Here is a 21,526-nt window from a genome sequence, read left to right as displayed (position 1 = left end):
GTCCGTCCGCGGTCACACGGCATCCGGGCTGCCGAGGAGGATGGCGTTCTTCACGCCGCCGACCTGGTAGTTGAAGGTCAGGGCGTAGTCGAAGTCGAGCGGGCGGGTCCGCACACCGGGGACCGGGTCGAACGGCAGGTCGGCCGGCTGCTCGCAGTTGGCGGTGGGGCACACCTGCCCTCGCTCCATCATCATCAGCGTCATGGCGACGCCCAGGCAGCCGGCCGGCGCACCGTTGTGGCCGAAGCAGCCTTCCTGGGACGTCATCAGCACCTGGGATTCGGGCCCGTAGAGCTCGCTGATGGCGTTGGCCTCGAAGGCGGTGACAACGACATTGCCGTCGCTGCCGCCGTGCACGTACGGCACGTCGTCGATGCTCCACCGGTCGCCGAGACAGCGGCGGACGGCGGTGACGAGTTCGGCGCCGGTCGCGTCACAGGCAAGGGGGTTGGCCAGCCCGTCCCGGGTCATGGCGGTGGACAGCACCTGGCCGTAGATGTGCGCACCGCGCCGGGCCGCGTGTTCCCGGCTTTCCATGATCACGGTTGCCGCGCCCTCGCCGTGGTTGATGCAGTCCGCCCGCCGGTCGTAGGGCCGCATCAGGGAACTGAAGGACGGCAGCAGGTCCGGCATCCCGGGCGTGCGCAGGGAGTCGTAGCTTCCCTGCGCACCGAACAGCAGCCGTTGGATGTTCTGGATGAGGTGGACGTCGAAGACGTCGACGCCGGTCACCACCACGATGTCGGCCTCGCCCTGGGCGATCATCCGCCGGGCGTTGCCGATCTGTACGGCGGACGAGGCGCAGCCGCACGAGACGGTGTAGCAGGGGCCGTTGGACCGGGTCAACGCCCCTTGCACCAGTGCGACATCGGAGGGTGTCACGGCTTGTTGGGCCGCGACGAACAATTCCATGGCTTCCGGTGCGGTGGTCGTGCCGGGATCGGCCCGCAGCACCGAAAAGTAGCTTTCGATGTTCGCGTCCACGCCGCCGCGGCCCACCAGGATCGCGGCCTCACTCAGCGCTCCGTCACGGAAACTCAGCCCGGCATCGAGGCATGCCTCCGCCATCGACACCAGACCGAAACGGTGCGCCGAGGTGTAATGCCGGGAGAAGAACGGGGGCACGTCCGGGAGACGTTCGTCGAACATCTCCTGGGTGAGTTCGACGGAACCGTAGTAGACCTCGTTCCGTTGGAGGCATGACTGGCCGTTGGCGGCGATGTTCCACACGTCGTCGGCCGTGAAGACCGGCTCGGCCTGACCGGGCAGGCAGAATCCGGCACCGGTCACCACAGCGCTCCGGCGGGCGTCGCGCTCTTCGAACTTCTCGGATTCTCTGTTCACGACACAACTCCGTTACTCCCTGGGTCACTCACGAGTTGACCAACGAGGATCTTCATGTTTCTTCCCCTCTTCAGATGGGTCCGTTCCTCGTACCGCACAGCGCCTACTCGGCAATGGACGTGCGGTAACACCAGCGATATACGGGGACCCGTTCTCCATCCACCTCTACGTATTCGCCGTAGAACTCGAAACGCTCGTACCCGTTTCCCCGCACGAGCCGTATCGGATTGCCTGTATCGTCGCGTGGATTCTCCGGCAGGGCCTTTCCCTCCGGCCCGTCGACGAGGATCACTATCCTTCTACGAGGCATATTTCACTCCCGTGTTCTGTCGCGGTGGTTTTCTCGGCCGCCTCCCTCATTTCCATGCCGGCCGACTTCACAGGTGAGGCGGCAGGGCCCGGGTACACGTCACCGCGGGGCTGCTGCCGCCAGGGGTGACGGCGATGACGGAGACCGGGCCCGCCGGGCCGGGCGGTACGACGACGGCGACGCGGTGGTCGTCGACGGCGGTGAAGGCGGCGGGCACGGCCCCGCACAACACGGCGACGGTGCGCCCGAGTCCGGTGCCGGTCAGGGCGACCAGGGCGCCGCCGGACCTCAATCCCGTCCGTGGAGAGACCGTCGTCACCACCGGTGGCGGCAGGTAGGCGTAGGAGACCGCGTCGCTGGTTCCACCGGCGGTGATCACGGTGACCGGCGTGTTCCCGGCGCTGCCCGCGGGGACCGTGACCTCGATCCGGGTGTCCGAGCCCGCCGTGAAGTGGCCCGCACACACGGTGCCGAAGTGCACCTCGGTTGCATCGGAGAGGCCGATGCCGGTCAGAGTCACGGCATTGCCACCCGCGAGCGGCCCCAAGTGAGGTGCCACGATCATGAGTTGGGGTGCATCGAGGGAGTGGCGGGGAATGCCGGTCCGGGATTTCGGTGCCGAAGGGGCTGGACTGCTCGGTGAAGCCTGCACTGCCGTATCCCTTCCCGTGGGGGCAGTCCCGGCCGGCTGCGGGAGCCGGTCAGGCTCGCCCGGGGCAGCGGTGGAGCGGTGGCCGGCCGGTCAGACGCCCGGGCTCGGCACGTGGGTGACGCGCACGGACACCGGGGCGTGGGTGCCGACGGCCGCCGGCTCGTCGCCGAATTTCACTGCGGTGACGCGGGCGGGGCTGCCGGCCGTGGAAACCGTGGATCCGCCACCGGCAGAACCCTGGCTCGGGGAAAGCAGCATCGCTCTTCCTTCGTTCTGGAGTTGCGGGCGATCTGGAGTTGCGGGCGTTCTGGAGTTGCGGGCGTTCTGGAGTTGCGGGACATCTCCGAATGCGGGGGCGACCGGAAAACGGCCGGACCCTTGCGTCCGGAGGTCAGTTGTCAACCGGCGCAACCGGCGGCTCCGCCGTGCGGGGCGAGTTGTCCGGTGCGTTGTCCCGGACAACTACGGCCGGCAGGGTGACCGGGCCGAAGTGGCGGGAGATACCCCCGTCGACGTGGGCAATACCGCTGCCCGGACAGGGGGATTCGGCATAACTGCGGGGGATGATCGCGTCCGGTCCGGGTCGCGCCTCGGTACCGGGGGCGTAGCGATCCGCATCCACCTCGGTGGCAAGGGAATTCTGGGCGGATTCCGCGCGAGCGGGAGTGGTGCGCAACCCCACCGGGGAAACCACGGTGGTAGGACGCGGGAGACCCGCCGCACCTGCATTGACCGCGTTTGCCGCGTTGACTGCGTTTGCCGCGTTGACTGCGTTTGCCGCGTTGACCGCGTTGACCGCTACGACGAGCGCCGATTCCTCGCCGGGCACCGGGACCGCCTGGTCCGATTCACCGCCGGACCGGGCACTTGCCGGTGTCGCGGTGAGGCCCAGGATCAAGGCACATACGCCGTTGACCCAACGAATGGTGGAAATGATTCGCATGACGCGCCCCCTGGATCGGGTGGCGGTGGCCGGTCAGCCGGTGCCGAGTTACCGACACCGGCTGACGGATCCAAAACCCTCTACCGGGGACGCCCATACGGCATCACGGTCTGACCGCAACCAGGCGCTGGGCCGGGCCAACGAGTAGGCCAGATGCCGCTCCCCGGAGAGGATGGGCGGCCCACCGGTTGGATGCAACTAGTTATCCATGCGCCACGTCGCGCTACAACAGTCAACCGATAAGGCCACCCGATCGGAGCAGCGTGAAAAGAGCAATCCCGTACCAACTTGCGCAGTGGCCTTAGTTGATGCCTTTATTCGACCCATGACTGATGAAGCGCTCGATTGCTCACTGCTCCTGCTCGGTCGCGAAATGAAACCGTGTGCAGCAGAGAGCTCGCCGCTAGTCATTCCCCTGCACGGAACGCAACGGCAGCCCACGCAACGGCAATAGGCGGCGTCGGCGCGAGGCACAGTCCGGCCTTTCTCAGCCCCCGGTACGGCTGTCACCCCCGCACAGAAGGCGGCACATCGAAGCGCTCTCCGACAGGGCGCGCTCGGTTCACAGCACCGTTCACAGCACCGTCCCTCGTGTGATGTGGCACCGCTCCGGAACACCGGTTTAGCGCTCCGTCCATCGCACTCAGAACACCGAACGGCCGGAAAATCTCTCTCAGGCAAGGTGATTCGAGAATGAACAGTAATGGCGTGTTCCGGTCTCCCCTGGAGACCGGCGCACACACGACCTCACTGACGGACTACGGAGAACGGAGGTGGTCGGCGGCGATGGACGGCCTGGAACCGCTGACCATGTCTCCCTACCGGGCCGGGTGGCGGTTGCGTGTCGTCCCCAGCATCGGACACATCCTCGTTCCGAAGGTCACCCGCCGTGTCGTCAACCGCGCGCTGCACTGCTGGATCGCCGACGAATGCGGCCTGTCGACGGTGAAGAACAGCCTTGCCGTGCTCATCCGCGTCCTCGAACAGGCCGTACGCGACGGTGTACTCGACGCCAATCCGGCCCGGGTGGCCGGCTGGCAGCAGGAGTACCAGCGCGCCCAGACCGAACGCACAACGCCCCGTTCGCTGGCCCTGCCGGATCCGGAGGCGCTCGACCAACTGGCGACCACACTCGTCCAACGGTCCTCGGACGGCCACGAAGGGTGGGGTGAGATCGTCCGGTTCGCCGCGTGGACCGGTACCCGTTTCAGTGAAGTGTCCGGACTTCAGGCACAGGACATCGATCTCAGCACCTGGACCTGGCAGGTCCGCCGCTTCACCACCTCCGAGCCGGACGGTCTGGCCGACCGCGCGTACCGGGGCCGCAATCAGCGTGTGGTGCCGCTGCGCCCGGCCGCACGGGAACTGGTGGCCGGGCGGCTGGCGGCCGCGCGTCACACCCCCCTGGTCCGGCTGTTCTCCGGTCCGCTCGGGAGCCGGTTCACCACCGCGGCGCTACGCAGCGCGACCCACTGGGACGACGTCGTGGTCGGCCTCGGTCACGAGTACCTGCGACGCCACGATCTGCGGCACACCGGGCTGACGTGGCTGGCCGACGCCGGACTCTCGCTGCCCGAGCTGTGCAGCGTCGCCGGTCACCCCTCGCTGGACACCGCCCGGCGCTATCTGCCCCCTGGCAGACAGCCCGGCCGCGCACAGAGCGACTTGGGAGCCACGGTCAGGTTCGGCCCCCGCCCGTGATCCGGAAGGGGGCCGAACGGTGTGCGTGCGCCCTCCTACGAAGCGACAGCACCGGGCCGCTCAGCGAGGTCCAGGCAGGTCATGCGCTGCTGATGGACCTCGGGAGTCGCGGCCCGAGCCGTCGTCCGTCGGAGCGGAGGACCCTTACAGGTAGGTGAACGATCCAGCGCTCACGGTGCCACCCGCGGTCTGGACGGTCACCGCGACGGTCGACCCGGAGATCCCCGGCGGGATGGTCCCGGTCAGGGCGGTGCCGGCCAGGTTGACCGCCACTCCACTGGCGGGCGTGGCCCCGAAGAGCACGGTCGCTCCGAAGAGCTGGGCACCGGCGATGGAGAAGGTGGATCCCGCCGCCGCGGTAACCGGCGTCAGGGTTCCGGTGACCACCGGTGCCGGCGGGACGTAGGTGTACCCGCCGGGGACGCTGGCGGAGCCGCCCGGAGTCGTCACCGTGACCGGGACGTTGCCGCCGCCGGCGGGCCCGGCCGGGGTGATACCGAACAGGACGGTGCCGGTGGGGTCCGTGCCCAGTACGGTGGCCGGGGTGAGACCGAAGGTGACGGTCCCGTTCTGCAGACTCGAACCGGCGATGATGAACGGGGTGTTACCCGTAGTGGGCCCCGTCGGGGGGATGATGGCCGCGGCTGTCGGCGTGGCCGGCGGGGCCGTCACCACGTAGGTGTAGGACACCGGGTTGGTGGTGCCCGCCCCGTTGGTGGCGGTGACCAGCACGGAACCCGCGGCGTGCGCCGGAGGCTGGACCGTGACGGTCAGCCCCAGCGGGTCCTGTCCGACGATGGTGGCCGACGCGCCCCCGAACAGCACACTGGTGGTACCGGCCAGGCCGAGCCCGAACAGCGTCACCGTGTTGCCGCCCACGGTCGGCCCCGAGTTCGGCAGCAGGGCGAGCAGAACGGGCCCGAGGCCGGGCAGTTGAATAGACGGCAGCTGTACGGGCGAGATCAGTTGGGGTGTGGGACTGGACATGAAGGTCCTCCTGCTGTCTGCGGCTTGTTGCTCGGCCCCGCTCGTGACAGATGCGGCTCACAAACCGGAGCCCGAGCACTGGCAGCAGTCGGCCGTACGGGAGGACAACACAGACGGCGCACACCCGGCCCGCTCACACATGGAGAGTGCAAAGGGCCGTCGCGCTACCGGCCGTCCTTCGAAGCCCTACAGCGAAGAGGGCTGGCGGGTGGGCCGACTACTGAAGCCCGAGGGGGATGGACGGCCCACCGACCAGGCCTCACCAGTAACCCAGAAGGGTTGCCACCGGACAATCGCGTTGACACACAACCACCCTTACGGCGCAGCGCACATGACCTCCACTTCACACCCCCTGGCCCAACAGGCAAGTTCCCGCCACTCGCCCTTGCTTGCCGACCGCCGCCGACCGCTGCCGACCGCTGGGTCGCAGCACACCAAATCCTCACCCGGTCACACAGACCGGCTCGCCGCCGCCGGCCACATCGCTGGCCGTGACTCGCCCAGGTTCCAGATGGAGCTCTGGTACGCGGTACTGCAGTCGCTGATCTCCGCGCCCACCTCGACTCCACAGCGGCAGAGCCGATTCCTTGCGCTCCTCCCGGTCGGTCCACCCGGTCCACCTGGCCCACCTGGCCCACCTGCAACGTCCCCAGTGGTCGGCCCAGTTCTCCTTCTCCCGAAGATCCAGGGCCGTGACCCAGGGGGCGTCGTCAGGGTGCAGCACGACGGTGTGACGAGACCCGACGGACACCAGCCGGCCATCTCCCTCACCATCGGGAACACAGGGACCACCAGGAAAGATCGACAAAACCGGATCCACATCATCCGTACCGACGAAGGACGACGCCCCCCACGGCTCCGACTCAACCGCATAGAACCCCGCCCCCACCGTGGCCGGCGCCCTGCACACACCGCCCTCCCCCGCCAAGCCATCCCACTCGGGCCGCACCGGCATCTCCGCCACCTGCTGCAAGACCACGGTCAACGCCTGCCCGCAAGCGGCACATCGAAAGTGAGTCACTACGAATTCCTAGCCCGCGCCTCCCCTGGGCATCCGAATGGGACACGGGCGCGGGACGGGGCCGGTCAGGAGTCCAGGCGGCGGGCCCCATGGCGTTCGTGGCCCTGGCCTCCGCGCCGGCCGCTCAGCGCCTGGCGCGCGGTAGCCCCGCACGGACGACCTCGGCCCTGGTGGAGGCCCGTGGTCACACTCCTATCCGGCGCCATCACCCAACACGCCCTCGCACCGGCCGAGTTGCCAGTGGGCGTGCTCACAGGAGTGGTCGACGGACCGCACCTGCTGACGCTGCTGCCGGTGCTGCCGGTGCTGGTGCTGGTGCTGGTGCTGGTGACGACAGGCAGAGCGGGCGGCTCGACGGGTCACCGAGGAAATCGATCTCCGAGGTGAGCGCTATGCCGGTGCTGTGCAGCACCGTCCGGAACACCCGGTCGGCCGCCTCACCGAAGCTGGTGGCGCTCGCCCCCGACCGCGCGACCAGCGTGTAGTGCCGCGAGGACACACGTACCCCCTCGGCGAGCGGGCTGCTCAGCGCGAAGCCGGACTGCTGGATCAGCCAGCTGGCGCTGACCCTGGTCGAGCCGTCGGAGAAGGAGTTCAGCGGCGCACCGTCCGCCCGCAGCCGGGCTCTCCGCGCCCCGCTGACCCTGGGGCTGAGGAAGACGCTGCCGACCGTCCGGTGGTCTGCACCCGAGTCCAGCACCATGCCCTTCCCACGGCGGACGGTGAGCACCGCCCGCACCGCGTCCGTCAGCAACACCCTGCTGCCCACCGGTACGTCGAGAACCTCGGCCACGCTCCGGTAGGTGAGCGGTGCGCTGAGCCTGGAGGGCCGCAGCGCGAGCGTCAGCACCAGGAGCGTCCAGCGGGTGGAGCCCTTGAACCTGCTGGTGCGATGCCCCAGGGCGCACTCGGCGGCCGACAAGGTCACCCTGCGGCCCAGTTTCCAGTCCCACGCCTCGACCCGGACCAGGCAGTCACCGATCTCCTGGCCGTACGCCCCGACGTTCTGCACGGGCGTGGCGCCCACCGTGCCCGGGATTCCGCTGAGCATCTCCAGTCCGGACAGCCCCTCGCCGATGGCGGTGTCCACCAGGTCCCCCAGCGGATGCCCGGCCTGGACCTCGACCAGGACCCGCCCGTCACCGGCGGGCCCGAGCACCCGGACGCCTCGGGTGGCGATCCGCAGCACGGGCCGGTCACACCCCGCGTCGCTGACCAGGACATTGCTGCCGGACCCCAGACAGACCGGGGGCCCGCCGTGCCGCCGGGCCCATTCGACGACACCGGGTAAGTCGCGAAGATCCCCCAGCTCCGCGAGGGTCCTGGCCGGCCCGCCCAGGTGAAGGGTGGTCATCGGCGAGAGCGGGGCGTCATACGTGATGCGCAAGGTCTCTTCTCCTCCAAGTAGGCCGGGATCAGGGCCAGTCGGGCCGCCGGGCCGCCGACCTATACGGCCCAGCGGTCGGTCCGCCGCCGTGCCGGGCGACCGGGCGCACGCCGCCCGCCGCACCTCCGCCCGGCCCGGGTCAGCCACAGGGGGCCGGCGCCCGGAGTTCGTCGCTCAGTGCCGCCGCAGTGCGCCGGCCGATCTACCGGGCAACCATCGCGTCACACTGTAGGAAGCGCTCCCCCAGCCCGACCAGCCGGCTGCGGGCGCCTCCAAGGTGACCTGTCCGAAGAGGCCCAGGACACCCTCAGCCGCGACGGCGGCGCCACCCACGTCCCCCGGACGAGCCGAGCCTCGGCGACGAGGTGTCTCCGTGGCCCATCAGTTCCTGCATCTCAGTCCCTGCACCTCAGTCCCTGTGCCGCCTCCAGCGACCGCCGGCAGCCCACCGCGTGGTGCCCCGGCGCCCACCGAGCGGTGGGCAAGTTCCGTTGGAGAAGAGCACCGCGTCGGAATAGGCACCTTCCGGCCACGGCGGCACCGAAATTTCTCTGGCCACAAACCGCGGACCGAAACCTGCTCCCCAAGCTCGCCCGACAGAATCCCGGCCACCACGTGCGGCATGTCACGCCGGGCCACCGCACCCTTGAGCCAGTTGTCCGGCGCCTTCTCGCTAATGGCGCCCTCGCCCCGGGACCTGATACCGAGGACCACAGAGATCACGCCAACCGGATCAAATCGCCCCAAACAAGACACCTTCACGCCGCCCGGCAGCCCCTCACCACGCCGCCGTGACCCTGGGACCCGATCACGACATCCCCCTCAGGTGGGGGCGTTTGAACGATCAAAGTAGCGGGGGGCTAGCATATGAGCACCGCCTAGCTCGAAAGATAAACCTGTGACTGTCAACGACGACTCGTTCACCAACTGGAAGAACCGCGAGGAGATCGCGGAGTCGATGATCCCGATCATCGGGAAGCTGCACAGGGAGCGGGACGTCACGGTCCTGCTTCACAGCCGCTCCTTGGTGAACAAGTCGGTGGTCAGCATCCTCAAGACCCACCGGTTCGCGCGGCAGATCGCCGGCGAGGAACTCTCGGTGACTCAGACGCTGCCGTTCCTGCAGGCTCTCACCACGCTCGATCTCGGCCCTTCCCAGATCGACATCGGCATGCTCGCCGCCACGTACAAGACCGACGAGCGCGGCCTCTCGGTGGAGGAGTTCACCGCCCAGGCCGTCGCCGGCGCCACCGGCGACAACAAGATCGAGTGCCGCGAGGGGCGCGACGTCGTCCTCTACGGCTTCGGCCGCATCGGCCGCCTCGTGGCCCGCCTGCTCATCGAGAAGGCCGGCTCCGGCAACGGCCTGCGCCTGCGCGCCATCGTCGTCCGCCAGGGCGGCGACCAGGACATCGTCAAGCGCGCCTCGCTGCTGCGCCGCGACTCCATCCACGGGCAGTTCCAGGGCACGATCACCGTCGACGAGGCGAGCAGCACGATCATCGCCAACGGCAACGAGATCAAGGTGATCTACGCCAACGACCCGTCGGAGGTCGACTACACGGCGTACGGCATCAAGGACGCCATCCTCATCGACAACACCGGCAAGTGGCGCGACCGCGAGGGCCTGTCCAAGCACCTGCGCCCCGGCATCGACAAGGTCGTCCTGACCGCGCCCGGTAAGGGCGACGTCCCCAACATCGTGCACGGCGTCAACCACGACACGATCAAGCCGGACGAGCAGATCCTGTCCTGCGCCTCTTGCACCACCAACGCGATCGTCCCGCCGCTGAAGGCGATGGCGGACGAGTACGGCGTCCTGCGCGGCCACGTGGAGACCGTCCACTCGTTCACCAACGACCAGAACCTGCTGGACAACTACCACAAGGCCGACCGTCGCGGCCGTTCGGCGCCGCTGAACATGGTCATCACCGAGACCGGCGCCGCCTCCGCCGTCGCCAAGGCGCTGCCCGACCTCAAGGCGCCGATCACCGGCAGCTCGATCCGCGTCCCGGTCCCGGACGTCTCGATCGCGATCCTCAGCCTGCGGCTCGGGCGCGAGACCACCCGCGAGGAGGTCCTCGACCACCTCCGCAACGTGTCGCTGACCTCGCCGCTCAAGCGCCAGATCGACTTCACCACCGCCCCCGATGCGGTCTCGAGCGACTTCATGGGCTCGCGCCACGCCTCGATCATCGACGCCGGCGCCACCAAGGTCGATGGCGACAACGCGATCCTCTACCTCTGGTACGACAACGAGTTCGGCTACTCCTGCCAGGTCATCCGCGTCGTCCAGCACGTCTCCGGGGTGGAGTACCCGACCTACCCGGCTCCGGCGGTCTGATCTCGACCAACTCTCCGATCCGGTGTCCCGGCAGGCGGGGCGACGGTGGCGCGACAACCGATGCCGGCCGGCATCCAGCTGCCCTCCCACCGCCACCCGCCGGCCGGCACCGGCACGGGCCGTACGCTCGGTTCACCCCCGAGTGAACTGCAGTAACGACTCACAAGCGTCCACGCAGCCCGCTGACGACCGACGGCAGACTCCCTCTCGCCCGGACCGGCGCCCCCTGCCTCAGGTGGAACGGACAGCGCACAGGAGACCGCTCGCTGATCTCGGCCGGGTCAGGTCTGGAGCCTGGCCCCCACAAGATCCACACCAGCCCGCTCCGCACCGTCGGTTACGCATCCCCTTTATGTGTGTCACTTCGCACGGCTGGGTAGTGTGCGGATTTGGTTCTGGGGCGGGGGACTAGGGGGCGGTACGTGGGGTGGCGTGAGGAGATAGCCGCGGCGCTGGGCGAGTGGATCGCCGTCGAGGGCGGTGCCGGCAGGAAGCCCCGCTGGCAGCGCATAGGGCGGGCGGCCCGGACCGGTGAACCCGGTCAGTACGCGGTGGACCTGCGCGGTTCCGACATCGGACCGGACCAGCTCGACAGCCTGCGGCTCGCCGGCCCGGACGACGACTCCATCGAGGCGAACGGCTTCTCTGTCTCCGAGACGGTGCAGAACGGCTCCCTGCTCACCCTGCGCGTAGCCGAGTTCGCAGAGATCACAGATCCGCACCTGTGGATGCTGAAGCAGCCACCCACGTTCCTCGTCGAGGCCCTGCGTGACGGCATCGCCGGCATCGGCGAACATCCTCTGGCCGCCGCGCTGGCGGCCCGGACCATAGGAGGAGTGCCGGCGCGCGACGTGGACCCACCCGGTTTTCACCCCGCACAAGGGGACGCCTACCGGGCCTGCCTCGGCGAAGGCGTCCACCTGGTGTGGGGCCCTCCAGGCACCGGCAAGACCACCGTGCTCAAGCGCGCCATCGGCGATCTCATCGCCCGGGGCGAGCGGGTGCTGCTCGCCTCCGCGACCAACATCGCAGTGGACAACGCCCTACTCGATGTGGTGCGGGAGAAGCGCCACGAACCGGGCGATATCGTCCGCGTGGGCCCGCCTCACCTTCGGGAGGTGGCCGAGGACCCCTCCGTCTCCTTGCCGCTGATGGTCCAGGCACGCTTAACGGAAACGGCCGAGCGCCGCAGCGCGGTCGAGGCCGAGCTCGTCGCGATCCGGGACCGGGCCGAGCAATTGGCGGCGCTGGACAGCGCGCTGGCCGGTTTTGATCCTCCGACGTACTTCGCCGCGCTGAAGCTACTGCGCACTCCCGGCCAGGATCTCGCTTCCGCGCTGGCACGATTGACCAACGCCCATAGCCGGCTCGCCGAAGCGGACCGCCAGCTGGAGGACGCCGTGTCGGCCGCCGAAACGGCCGCCGCCCGCGTCTCGGCGGCGGAGCCGTCCCGTGCCCAGTGGCGCCAAGCGGAGCAGCTCTCCGGGGAAGTGGTTCAGATCCGGCAGGCTGCGGAGAACCGCGAGGCGGATGCACTGATCGCGGAGGACCGCTGCCGCACCCTGAGCGGGGAGTTGGGGGAGCTCGAAGCCCTGGGCGCCATAGCCAAAAGGCGCGCTCGCAAGAAGATCGCAGAGCTCCAGCGGCAGTTGGAGGAAGCCGAGCAGCAGGCCGCAGGGGCCCGGCTGACGGCGCGCGAAGCCCGCGCCACAGCAACCGTGCACAGTGCGACGCTCGGCACCCGGATCACGGCATTGGTCGACAGCATTCCGCTCACAATGGAGCAGATCAGCACCCTCGAGGCGGACGCCGAGGCCAAACTGAACGCGGCTGAGGAGGCCCAGCAGCAGCGGGCGACCTGCGAACAGGAGGCGGCCCGCGCCGTCCAGGCCTCAGGACAGGCCCAGAAGGCCCAGGATCTCACCGAACAAGCCGGGCGGAGGGGCTGGCCAGCCCAGTACGACCGGGCCGAACGGTTGCGCCCGGCCGTGGCCGTCGACACCGCCCGTCGTCCCGAGCTTGAGAAGCAGTACCAGGAGGTCCAGGAGGCATACGAACGCCTCGCCCGCAACGCCCAGGGCGAGATCATCAAGGGCGCCAAGCTGGTCGCCACCACCCTGGCCCGCTTCCGCACGAACCGGGCGGTCTTCGAGGGTCCGTACGACGTGGTTCTCGTGGATGAGGCCGGCGCCGCCACCCTGCCCGAGGTGCTGCTCGCCACCGGCAGGGCCGGCCGGGCCGCCGTACTTCTCGGGGACTTCATGCAGCTGGGACCCGTCATACCGGCCGCGCTCAAGGACCAGGACCGCGAAGACATCAAGAGGTGGCTGCTCCCCGACGTCTTCCAGCACTGCGGGATCAGCGAGCCCGCTGACGCGCAGGCGCGCCCGGCCTGCATCACCCTCACCGAGCAGCACCGCTTCGGCCCGGCCGTGATGAAGCTGGCCAACGATCTTGCGTACGGCGGAGTCCTGCAAGGCGGAAGCCAGGCATCGCGGGAACGGCCCGACAACGACCCCGAGATCGTCCTTATCGACACCGACGGTCTGCACGAGCTGGCCCGCGCCCATCCGACCGGCAGCCGCAGCGGATGGTGGCCCGCCGGTTCACTGATCGCACGGGCACTGGTGGAGCTGCACCGCGAACAGGGCGAGGAGGCGGGCATCGTTACGCCGTACCGCGTCCAGGCCGACGCCACCCTGGAGGCCCTGCGGGACGTCGAGGGCCCGAGCCGGCCACTGGCTGAGGTCGGCACGGCCCACAAGTTCCAGGGCCGCGAGTTCGACATCGTCGTCTTCGACACGGTGGAGGGCAGCGCGGACAGTCGCGAACTGTGGATGGCTCACGCTCACCGTCAGCCGGCCCCCAGCCCGTGGCCGCGCGACGGCGTGCGGCTGTTCAACGTCGCCGTCACCCGGGTCAAGACCCGCCTCTACATCATCGCCAGCGGAGAGCGCGTCAAGGGCGCACGCCCGGGGATGGCCTTGGCCCAACTGGCCGCGCTGATCGGCACCCCGGGCGTCCGGGTGCTCCACGCCAAGCACCTGATCACCCCGCCCCACGCGCCCGTCCCCTTCCGAGGGGAGTTCGGCACGGCACTCGCCGAGGTGCTGAGCCGGCACGTGGAGGTCACTGAGGTCGATGACGAGCGGGACTTCTACCGCACGTTCACCGACGAGATCCGGCAGGCGCGACAGTCCTTGTGGCTCTGGGCCCCCTGGGTCGCCAACCGGATCCGATCCCTGCTGCCCGAACTGCGGGCAGCAGCCGATCGGGGCGTGCGGATCAGGGTCTTCATCCGCGACGACACGGACCAGCTCCAGCGGAAGGACACCAGCCAGTCACTCATCGCGGACCTGCGCTCCGTGGCCCACACCGTGGTCCCGATGAACGTCATGCACCAGAAGATCGCAGTGATCGACGAGCGGACGGTCATGCTGGGCAGCCTCAACGTGCTCTCGCAGAGCTGGACCCGGGAGGTCATGCTGACCATGCGGGGCACGTACTTCGCGCGGAAGCTGCTGGCGCATGAACACGCGGAGGCGTTCGCACGACCGCCGAAGTGCGGGCGGTGCAAGGGCGCGGAAATCGAGATCCGGCGCCGCAAGAACGGCACCTGGTTCTGGCGCTGCTACGCCGCCGCCTGCAAGACAACCCCATCCGGGCGCACGCATGCCTGGAACCAGGACATCCGATTGAAGACCGGGCGCTGAATCCAGTGGGCCGTCACTGTCACGGCCCCGTCAGCCCTACGGCGCATCCTCGTCGGCTTCGCAGGAGCTGAGGTGGCAGCAGCTGCGGTATGACGGGCCCCGAAAGGGCGTAGGGACCTGCTCTGTCAGCGCGCTCAGGCCCCTCTGGACCAGGCCGGGCACAGAATGCAGGCATTGACCGGCTGGGTGGAATCGATCCAGCGAAAGCAATGAGATGCGCGCGCTTCAGACGCGTCTTGCCTCCATTCGCGCGGCTCGCAACGAGCACCGGCAGACCGCCGGGCGAGCGGAAACACGCAGCGGCGACTCACCGGACCGGCTCGGTCGCGAGTTGGAAGGTCACCTCGCCGAGGACGACAAGGTCGGCGTGGAACAAGGCGTCACCGCGAGGTGTGACACGGTCCGAGAGGACGGCATGGAATTCGCCATTCGGCGCTTGGACGTGCTGACCCGGATCAGACATGGCACAGGAACGAACCTCCCGCCGGAGTCACCATGGACTTGCGGCACCGGCCGATGATCTCATCCCCACAATGACTCAGCAGGAGCTGGAGGAGACGCCCACAAGAAGGCGGAGCACCACTAGGGGGCCTGGAAGTGTTTCATTGCCGCAAACGGCTGGGATGACGGCGGTGGCAGCCGCGGCCGGGTGCGCCGCACGCGCGTCGGCCTATTTCCAGGCCCGCCGTCGGCGCCGCACCGATCGCGACGTCACGGACCGCCGAGCTCCGCGAGTCCGACCTGGGTAACTGCCCACACCCTGGACAGCCGAGGGTCAGAAGCGGTTATGCATTCCCGGGGGTGCCGGCTCGGTCGGCGTTTGGCAGGTCAGGTCCTTGGCCGGGAGCCTGCCCGTGATCAGATAGGCCGTGGCGCTCTTGTCCGCGCAGGAGTTGGTGAGGGCGTAGACGCCATGCCCCTCCCCTCCGGCGACAGTGACCATCCGGGAGCCGTGCAGGGCCCGGTGCATGCGCCGGCCGCCGGCCAGGGGCGTCAGAGGGTCCCACTCGTTCTGCAGGATCAGTGCACTGACCTTGTTGTTCACCGTTGTCGCGGGCTCGCTGCCCTGCTTCCAGAAGGCACACGGCTTGATGTTGGACGCGAAATCGCCGTACAGCGGATACCGGGCCTTGTCGCGGATCGCGTCGCGGCGGTACTGCTCGGGGGCGTCCGGCCACGACGTGCGGGTGTCGGCGCACATGACAGCCCAGGCGCTCGCGGCGTCGTTGTCCGAGGGGACGGCACGGGCGAACGCCGGCGGGACGGGGCTCGGGGCCCGCTCGGGCGAGCCGGACGGGGCCGGCTTCTTGCCCTCGGCCGCCTTCTTCAGCTCGGCGACCCTTTCGGCGGCGGCCTGAACGTGGAAGAACGTGGCACGCAGCTCAGCGCGGATGGCGTCACCGGTGAGGAGTTTCCCGCCGGAGTCGATGGGCTTGCGGCCGGCCCGGGCGATCAGGTCCCAGAAGGTCTTGCGGACCTCGGCTGGGGTATTGCCCAGTTTGTACGTCGTGTGTCGCTCGGCAGTCCATGCGCTCCATCTCGTGAAGGCGGGCACGGTCCCCTCCGCCATCGTCTGGAACATGCCCCGCCAGATCCGCGTGGGGTCGGCTGCACTGTCCAACACGAACCGGTCGGTTCGCTGGGGGAACATCTGTGTGTAGACGGCGCCGAGGTAGGTGCCGTAGGAGTACCCCAGGTAGGAGATCTTCTTCTCTCCCAGCACGGCACGGATGACGTCCATGTCGCGAGCGGTGTTGCGGGTGGTGAGGTGCGGCAGCATGTCACCCGCCTTGGCCCGGCACTTGTCGGCCACCGTACGGGCCCACTTCACGTCCTTCGCGAACGTCTCGGCCTTGTACGGGCGCTCGTCGTTCTTCTCGTCGTCCGTCAGACCGCAGCTGACGGGAGAGCTCTGCCCGACGCCCCTCGGGTCGAACCCGATGAGGTCGTACCGTCTCTTCACCTCCTCGGGGAATTTCGATTCCGGGGCGACAGGCATATGCAGGCCCGGTCCGCCGGGGCCGCCGGGGTTGAGCAGCAGAACGCCGCGACGTTCCTTTGCGCTGCTTGCCTTCAGCCGGGATATCGCGATGTCGATCTTCTTGCCGCTGGGATCGCTGTAGTCCAGCGGCACCTTGAGAATCGCGCACTGAAAGGTGGCGGGGCTTTGTGCGTCGCAGCGCTGCCACCGGGGTTTCTGCTGCGCGTACTGGCGCAGAGGGTCCTTGGCCACAGATGCCTGAGGTCCGGCAAAGGTCGTTGCGGGTGTCAGTGCTGAAACGAAAGTCGCCGCGGCGCCGGCGGCCAGAAGAGACGCTATTCGTCCGTTTCGCATTATTGTGCTCGTCCTTGCTGGGCAGAGGTGACTAGCCCTTCCGCCCTTTTGTGCGTGGGAGGTTGGCGAATCCATGCTCGGGGGTCATTACCTGCTGTGCTGCCGGGCGCCGGTCAGTGCCCGCTGAGCTGCTGGTGGACGCACTGCGTGTACTGCCGGAAGCTGTCGGGCTGGTAGCACTTCTGCGTGTTGTTGGCGTACCAGGCCACGAAGACGGCGACCAGGATGGACACCACGATGGCGATCAACGACGTCACCACGCCGGTGATGGCCATGCCACGGCCGACGCCGGTCCACTTGGTCGTCTTCAGGGCGACGACGCCCAGGATCAGGCCGATGACGCCGAGCAGGCCGCCGATGAACACGATCGAGGTGATCAAGCCGGTGACGCCCAGCACCATGGCGGCCACGGCCAGGCTGTTCCTGCCAACCTCAGCCTGCATGCCGTAGCCGGGGCCCCGGGGGTGGGGCAACGTCTTTATCCCTTGCGTGTTCATCAGCCGTCCTCCGGTCAACTGGTCAAGGCACGATCCTGGCTTCCGGGGTCTTGGATGCGCATCGCGGGAAGGCGGGAGAAAGTGCTCCCTCGACCGGGGGAGGCCGCCGGTGAGCTGCCCGGCCATACTGGCCGAATCATGATCAGGGGAATCCGGCCGCTGCTGCGCGGCTCCACATATTCGGGCATGCTGTTCGCCTATTGCGGCGCGCTGGCGAGCCTTCCACTGCTGCCTTTCGCCATGCTGCCTACGCTGGCGTGGCGATCCGCTCCCTATGGAGTGCAGGTCGTTCTGACCCTGCTGGACTGGGCGGCACTGATCGGTGTGGTCGGGCTGGCCCGCACCACGCGGCGGGGGCTGATCGCGGTCGCCCGTCGACTGCTGAGGGTGCCGTTGCCGGATCCTGTGGCCGCACGTCAGTCCGCGAGCTCACCCGGCACTGGGCCGACTCCTACTGCGCCGACCCGCGCCGTGCCATCCGGCGCTGACCGTTGGCGGACTCCTCTCTGGCTGCTGCTGCACGTGGCACTGGGGTGGACGGGGGCGCTGGTGAGCAGTGTGCTGCTCATCGCGGGCCTGGTCCTGCCGGGGAATTGGCTCGGCGCCGAGGCGGGACTGAGCCTGTTCGGCTGGTCGGTGCGGGTGGCGGGTGGCTGGGGCAGCTGGGTGGTGGCGCTCGGCTGCGTGCTGCTGGCGGCGGCTGCGTGCGTGGTGGTGACGAGCGCTCTGCGGTGGTTGGCGCCGAGGCTGTTGGGGCCGTCGTCGGCTGAGCGGCTCGCGCTGGCGGCCGAGCGGGAGCTACTGCTGGCCGAACGTAACCGAATGGCCCACGAGTTGCACGACTCGATCGGGCACACGCTGACGGCGACCACGATCCAGGCGGCGGTGGCGGGCGAGGTACTCTCCGCTGACCCGGTGGCGGCGCGGGCCGCCCTGCGCAGCATCGAGGAGTCGTCCCGGGCCGCGCTGGAGGACCTGGACTACGTGCTGGGCGTGCTGCGCGAGGAGAAGGCGGAGACAGCGCCGACCCGGACCTTGTCCGACCTGCCTGAGCTCCTTGACCGGTTGCGGCACGCGGGCGCGGTGGTGGAGCCGGAGCTGTCGGGCGAGCTGGCGCAGGTCCAGGGGACGCTCTCCCGGGCGGCGTACCGGATCCTGCAGGAGGGGCTGACGAACGCGTTGCGGCACGGGGCGGGCGGTCCGATCGAGGTCCGGGTGGCGGCCGCGCCGGACGGACTGGAGCTCAGTGTGGTCAACCGGACCGGGGCGGGCACGGGTATAGGCACGGGCCCGGATGCCTTCCCGACATCCGGGCACGGCCTGCCTGGGCTGGCCGAGCGCGTGCGACTGCTGCACGGTGAGATCGAGGCCGGCCCGGACGGGCCGCAGCACTGGAGGTTGGCGGTCCGGCTGCCGGTACGGTTGACGGCATGATCGGCTCTGACGCGAGCGAAGCCGTCACGACCAGCCCTGACGCGAGCTCAGCCGTCATGACTGGCGCCGGCACCGGACCCGCCACCACCAGCCCTACCAGCGCCCCCGTCACACTCCTGATCGCGGACGACGACGAGGTGACCCGCAGCGGTCTGCGCATGTTGCTCGCGGCACGGCCGGGGATCGCGGTGGTCGGGGAGGCCGCCGACGGCGTTGAGGCGGTCGAGCAGGTGCGGCGGCTGCGGCCGGACGTGGTCCTGATGGATGTGCGGATGCCGCGTCGCAACGGGATCGAGGCCACCCGGCAACTCCTTGCCGAGTCGGCCGAACCGCCGAAGGTCGTGGTGATCACCACCTTCGAGAACGACGGCTACGTCACCGCCGCGCTCAGCGCGGGGGCCAGCGGGTTCTTGCTCAAGCGGCTTCCGGTCCAGCAGATCGCGGAGGCGGTGCGGGTGGTGGCGGCGGGAGAGGCGATCCTCTTCCCGGCGGCACTGCGCCGGATGGTCGCCGCCCGCCCGCTGGGCTCCGCCGAGGCGTTGCCGCAGGCGGCGCTGACGGGGCGGGAGGAGGAGGTGCTGCGGTTGATGGCCACCGGCCTGTCCAACCCGGAGATCGCTGAGTCGCTCACAGTGAGTCTGGAGACGGTGAAGACGCACGTCGGGAACGTGCTGACCAAGCTCGGTGCGCAGAACCGGACCCACGCGGTAGTGATCGCGTACGAGTCCGGTCTGGTGGTGCCGGGGTTCGCCGGCTGACGCGGCCTGAGGTGGCCTGAACTGAAGTCCGCCCGTAGGGCTGAGACCGACAGATCGGTCAGGCCGAGCCTCGTGGGTGGGGAATCAACCCGAGCCACTCCAGGGCCTGCAGAGCAAGTCGTGGCCGAATGCAAGGAGCGCCAACACGATGAGCGGCTACGGTGGGCCGGATGGAGCGACGAAGTCTCGTGACGAAGCCTCCGTACTGAACGGCAGGCAGGACAGCCGTTCTTCCCGCCACTGTGGTCGGCGGAGGCTCGCCAGGATCTGTCGGCGACCGGCCGTCTGCCGCGCCCATGGCGGAATTCCTGGGCCTGAACCACGACTCGTGCCTCCAGTTCGACGGCGCCGACCCGGGTTCCCCGGAGCCGCATGAACCGGCTTACGCGCCCAGGCGCCGGTAGCAGATGAGAGCGGCGGTGATGCCGGCCAAGGCCAGGAAGTGTTCGGCCTTGCATTCGTAGCGGCGGTGCACACGGCGGCACCCGGCAAGCCAGGCCACCGTGCGCTCCACGGTCCAACGGTGTCGGCCCAGGCGCTGGGAGGACTCGACCCCTTTGCGGGCGATGCGCGGGATGAGGGGCAGACCGGTCCGCTCAGTGATCAAGTGAACCTTTGATCCCTCACCCGGCGGACGCACCAGTGCAGCCGGAACCACCCGCCGGAACACCTCCCACAACCCGTCCGGAACCAGACGCCCCACCCACGCCATCACGGCAGACAGCCCAGTGATCAAGCCAATTGAGATGATCTCTAAAACCCAGTCAGCCCGGGCAAGCGGTCGCAAGGAACCAGCAAGGGATGGTTTTCCTGGGAGCCATTTGGGAGCCAACTCGCTCCCGAAACCCCCGCGAGACCCCGCCACTCCGACCCATACCAATGCCCTGGCCTGAGCAAATGCCATCGAGGCAGGTGTCGATATTGCCCGAACCTCATTCGGGACGAAAAGGTCGTGGGTTCACGGCTCCCGACTTCGGAAGCCCGGGTCAAGGGCCTGATCTGCATCACCGCTCGGCCCTTCACGCGTTTCACGTGATCATTTGAGAGTCCCTTGGAGGGGCTTTCGGTCGAGGCTGGCAGGATCCCCACATGCAGACGGACGCGTGGCTCAACCGGGACGATTGCTTCGTACCAGGGCGGGAGTTGTTCCGGTCCGACCGGAGGTTCGAGGTCTGGGTCTACTCGGTCAGCCACAGCCAGCTCCTGCTGCGCAGCGAGCTCGCCGACAACGCTCCAAGAATCGACGTACTCTTCAAGCCGGTCGAGGCGGTACGGACAGGGATGGTCTACGACGGCCTCGTCATCCGGTGCGCCACAGCTGAGGAGCGCGCCCGCATCCTCGCAGAGACCGACACGGTCGGCCGCAGCGGCCGTGTCCATATCTTGGAGACCTCAGATGGCCGTGCGGACTACGTGGTCTCCGCTGCCGTGGGATGGGCCTACGACGACGAAGACGTTCGTGCACCGAGCCGTCTCGCCTTCTTCCCGCCGGCCAGCGACCCGGTGCGGATCCTGCCTTTGGCGGCCAGGTCGTGACTGCCTTCCCGCAGGTTCTCGCCACCTGGCTCACCGAGTACGTGTCGGATCTCCCCTCACGCGGCCCCGCCCTATCAGTCACGCGTCAGGTCGGAAGCTTCCCGAAATCATCGAAGGTTGCCGTGACGACTGGTCAGCTTCCCGCGTCCATGCAGTTCAGAGTCCTATTTATACCGCTCCCACCAAGCGCCTTCTAAACACCTGGGCCCAACTTCGAGTCCTGCCGGGACGCTCTTGCCGTACTGTTTCCAGCCCTCCCTCACGGAGGGCTTTTTTGCAGGGCAGGGGGAATCGAGCAGGGCGGCGTAGCAGCGACATAAGCAATGGAGTCGACTCCTAGCGGCAGGGCGGCCGCCACCCTTCGCACTCAGGAGCCCCTGTGTGCGCCCAGAATCCCTATCCGGCCCGTCCCCTCCGACGGCCTCGACGGATGACCCCGTAGAGCCGGCGCAGGCGACCGGCGTATGGAAGGGGGCGAACGGGCCCTGAACGCAGAAAAGCCCCGCACCATAAGGTGCGGGGCTTTCCCACAATGATTGTTCGGCGGCGTCCTACTCTCCCACA

16 protein-coding genes and 1 pseudogene are annotated in these 21,526 nt (G+C 68.7%); 6 read left to right on the top strand and 11 right to left on the bottom strand.

Annotated features, from left to right (window positions below):
* Positions 1 to 12: 12 nt before the first annotated feature.
* The 5 genes from DY245_RS41125 to DY245_RS41110 form a co-directional block, all read right to left on the bottom strand.
* Positions 13 to 1,344 carry a beta-ketoacyl synthase N-terminal-like domain-containing protein gene (locus tag DY245_RS41125; protein WP_128512227.1) on the bottom strand — a complete coding sequence of 444 codons (1,332 nt, stop codon included), beginning with the start codon at positions 1,342 to 1,344 and terminating at the stop codon, positions 13 to 15.
* A 103-nt stretch (positions 1,345 to 1,447) separates the two neighbouring features.
* Positions 1,448 to 1,654: a DUF5988 family protein gene (locus DY245_RS45540; RefSeq protein WP_244943582.1), complete on the bottom strand. Its 207-nt coding sequence runs from the start codon at positions 1,652 to 1,654 to the stop codon at positions 1,448 to 1,450.
* Positions 1,655 to 1,721: 67 nt separating this feature from the next.
* Positions 1,722 to 2,219 carry an IPT/TIG domain-containing protein gene (locus tag DY245_RS41115; protein ID WP_128512225.1) on the bottom strand — a complete coding sequence of 166 codons (498 nt, stop codon included), beginning with the start codon at positions 2,217 to 2,219 and terminating at the stop codon, positions 1,722 to 1,724.
* A 177-nt stretch (positions 2,220 to 2,396) separates the two neighbouring features.
* On the bottom strand, positions 2,397 to 2,564 hold the full coding sequence (locus DY245_RS45010) for a hypothetical protein (RefSeq protein WP_181924086.1): 168 nt from the start codon (positions 2,562 to 2,564) through the stop codon (positions 2,397 to 2,399).
* A gap of 133 nt (positions 2,565 to 2,697) precedes the next feature.
* Positions 2,698 to 3,249 (bottom strand): hypothetical protein, encoded by a 552-nt coding sequence (locus DY245_RS41110; protein ID WP_128512224.1) that lies wholly within the window; start codon positions 3,247 to 3,249, stop codon positions 2,698 to 2,700.
* Between the two features lie 693 nt (positions 3,250 to 3,942).
* Between DY245_RS41110 and DY245_RS41105 the strand changes: the two genes are divergently transcribed.
* Complete coding sequence (locus DY245_RS41105; protein ID WP_244943581.1) at positions 3,943 to 4,950, top strand: tyrosine-type recombinase/integrase; 1,008 nt, start codon at positions 3,943 to 3,945, stop codon at positions 4,948 to 4,950.
* Between the two features lie 144 nt (positions 4,951 to 5,094).
* On the opposite strand, the gene DY245_RS41100 is transcribed toward DY245_RS41105, so the two are convergent.
* Complete coding sequence (locus tag DY245_RS41100; protein ID WP_128512223.1) at positions 5,095 to 5,937, bottom strand: IPT/TIG domain-containing protein; 843 nt, start codon at positions 5,935 to 5,937, stop codon at positions 5,095 to 5,097.
* 1,271 nt (positions 5,938 to 7,208) lie between these two features.
* Entirely contained in the window at positions 7,209 to 8,345 is a 1,137-nt protein-coding gene (locus DY245_RS41095; RefSeq protein WP_244943580.1) for a UDP-N-acetylmuramate dehydrogenase, read from the bottom strand.
* Positions 8,346 to 9,243: 898 nt separating this feature from the next.
* Between DY245_RS41095 and DY245_RS41090 the strand changes: the two genes are divergently transcribed.
* Complete coding sequence (locus tag DY245_RS41090; RefSeq protein ID WP_128512221.1) at positions 9,244 to 10,689, top strand: glyceraldehyde-3-phosphate dehydrogenase; 1,446 nt, start codon at positions 9,244 to 9,246, stop codon at positions 10,687 to 10,689.
* 422 nt (positions 10,690 to 11,111) lie between these two features.
* Entirely contained in the window at positions 11,112 to 14,402 is a 3,291-nt protein-coding gene (locus tag DY245_RS41085) for an AAA domain-containing protein (protein WP_128512220.1), read from the top strand.
* A gap of 307 nt (positions 14,403 to 14,709) precedes the next feature.
* Here the strand turns inward: DY245_RS41085 and DY245_RS45005 are convergent, their stop codons facing one another.
* The 3 genes from DY245_RS45005 to DY245_RS41075 all read right to left on the bottom strand — a co-directional run bounded on the left by DY245_RS45005 (position 14,710) and on the right by DY245_RS41075 (position 17,180).
* Positions 14,710 to 14,865 (bottom strand): hypothetical protein, encoded by a 156-nt coding sequence (locus tag DY245_RS45005; protein WP_181924085.1) that lies wholly within the window; start codon positions 14,863 to 14,865, stop codon positions 14,710 to 14,712.
* 312 nt (positions 14,866 to 15,177) lie between these two features.
* Positions 15,178 to 16,737 carry an alpha/beta hydrolase gene (locus DY245_RS41080; protein ID WP_128512219.1) on the bottom strand — a complete coding sequence of 520 codons (1,560 nt, stop codon included), beginning with the start codon at positions 16,735 to 16,737 and terminating at the stop codon, positions 15,178 to 15,180.
* A gap of 113 nt (positions 16,738 to 16,850) precedes the next feature.
* A complete protein-coding gene (locus DY245_RS41075) occupies positions 16,851 to 17,180 on the bottom strand; it encodes a DUF4190 domain-containing protein (protein ID WP_244943579.1) in 330 nt (109 codons plus the stop codon).
* A gap of 192 nt (positions 17,181 to 17,372) precedes the next feature.
* Here DY245_RS41075 and DY245_RS41070 point away from each other — a divergent pair, with 192 nt between their 5' ends.
* Positions 17,373 to 18,668 (top strand): sensor histidine kinase, encoded by a 1,296-nt coding sequence (locus DY245_RS41070; RefSeq protein ID WP_128512218.1) that lies wholly within the window; start codon positions 17,373 to 17,375, stop codon positions 18,666 to 18,668.
* Positions 18,665 to 19,426, top strand: coding sequence for a response regulator transcription factor (locus tag DY245_RS41065; protein ID WP_425329516.1), 762 nt, complete (start codon positions 18,665 to 18,667; stop codon positions 19,424 to 19,426). The genes DY245_RS41070 and DY245_RS41065 overlap by 4 nt, the downstream gene beginning before the upstream one ends.
* Before the next feature lie 382 nt (positions 19,427 to 19,808).
* On the opposite strand, the pseudogene DY245_RS41055 reads toward DY245_RS41065, so the two are convergent.
* A pseudogene (locus DY245_RS41055) lies at positions 19,809 to 20,006 on the bottom strand (transposase); the annotation flags it as partial.
* 509 nt (positions 20,007 to 20,515) lie between these two features.
* Between DY245_RS41055 and DY245_RS41050 the strand changes: the two are divergent.
* Complete coding sequence (locus tag DY245_RS41050) at positions 20,516 to 20,962, top strand: hypothetical protein (protein WP_128512217.1); 447 nt, start codon at positions 20,516 to 20,518, stop codon at positions 20,960 to 20,962.
* Positions 20,963 to 21,526 lie beyond the last annotated feature (564 nt).

Source organism: Streptomyces inhibens, from assembly GCF_003389455.1.
In the GTDB taxonomy this organism is placed as follows: domain Bacteria; phylum Actinomycetota; class Actinomycetes; order Streptomycetales; family Streptomycetaceae; genus Streptomyces; species Streptomyces inhibens.
This window is presented reverse-complemented; position numbering and strand designations above follow the sequence as displayed.

Coding starts and splice junctions, on each gene's coding strand:
- DY245_RS45540 (WP_244943582.1), bottom strand. CDS start 1,654: ATGCCTCGTAGAAGGATAGTGATCCTCGTCGACGGGCCGGAGGGAAAG.
- DY245_RS41115 (WP_128512225.1), bottom strand. CDS start 2,219: ATGATCGTGGCACCTCACTTGGGGCCGCTCGCGGGTGGCAATGCCGTG.
- DY245_RS45010 (WP_181924086.1), bottom strand. CDS start 2,564: ATGCTGCTTTCCCCGAGCCAGGGTTCTGCCGGTGGCGGATCCACGGTT.
- DY245_RS41110 (WP_128512224.1), bottom strand. CDS start 3,249: ATGCGAATCATTTCCACCATTCGTTGGGTCAACGGCGTATGTGCCTTG.
- DY245_RS41105 (WP_244943581.1), top strand. CDS start 3,943: ATGAACAGTAATGGCGTGTTCCGGTCTCCCCTGGAGACCGGCGCACAC.
- DY245_RS41100 (WP_128512223.1), bottom strand. CDS start 5,937: ATGTCCAGTCCCACACCCCAACTGATCTCGCCCGTACAGCTGCCGTCT.
- DY245_RS45005 (WP_181924085.1), bottom strand. CDS start 14,865: ATGTCTGATCCGGGTCAGCACGTCCAAGCGCCGAATGGCGAATTCCAT.
- DY245_RS41080 (WP_128512219.1), bottom strand. CDS start 16,737: ATGCGAAACGGACGAATAGCGTCTCTTCTGGCCGCCGGCGCCGCGGCG.
- DY245_RS41075 (WP_244943579.1), bottom strand. CDS start 17,180: ATGCAGGCTGAGGTTGGCAGGAACAGCCTGGCCGTGGCCGCCATGGTG.
- DY245_RS41070 (WP_128512218.1), top strand. CDS start 17,373: ATGATCAGGGGAATCCGGCCGCTGCTGCGCGGCTCCACATATTCGGGC.
- DY245_RS41065 (WP_425329516.1), top strand. CDS start 18,665: ATGATCGGCTCTGACGCGAGCGAAGCCGTCACGACCAGCCCTGACGCG.
- DY245_RS41050 (WP_128512217.1), top strand. CDS start 20,516: ATGCAGACGGACGCGTGGCTCAACCGGGACGATTGCTTCGTACCAGGG.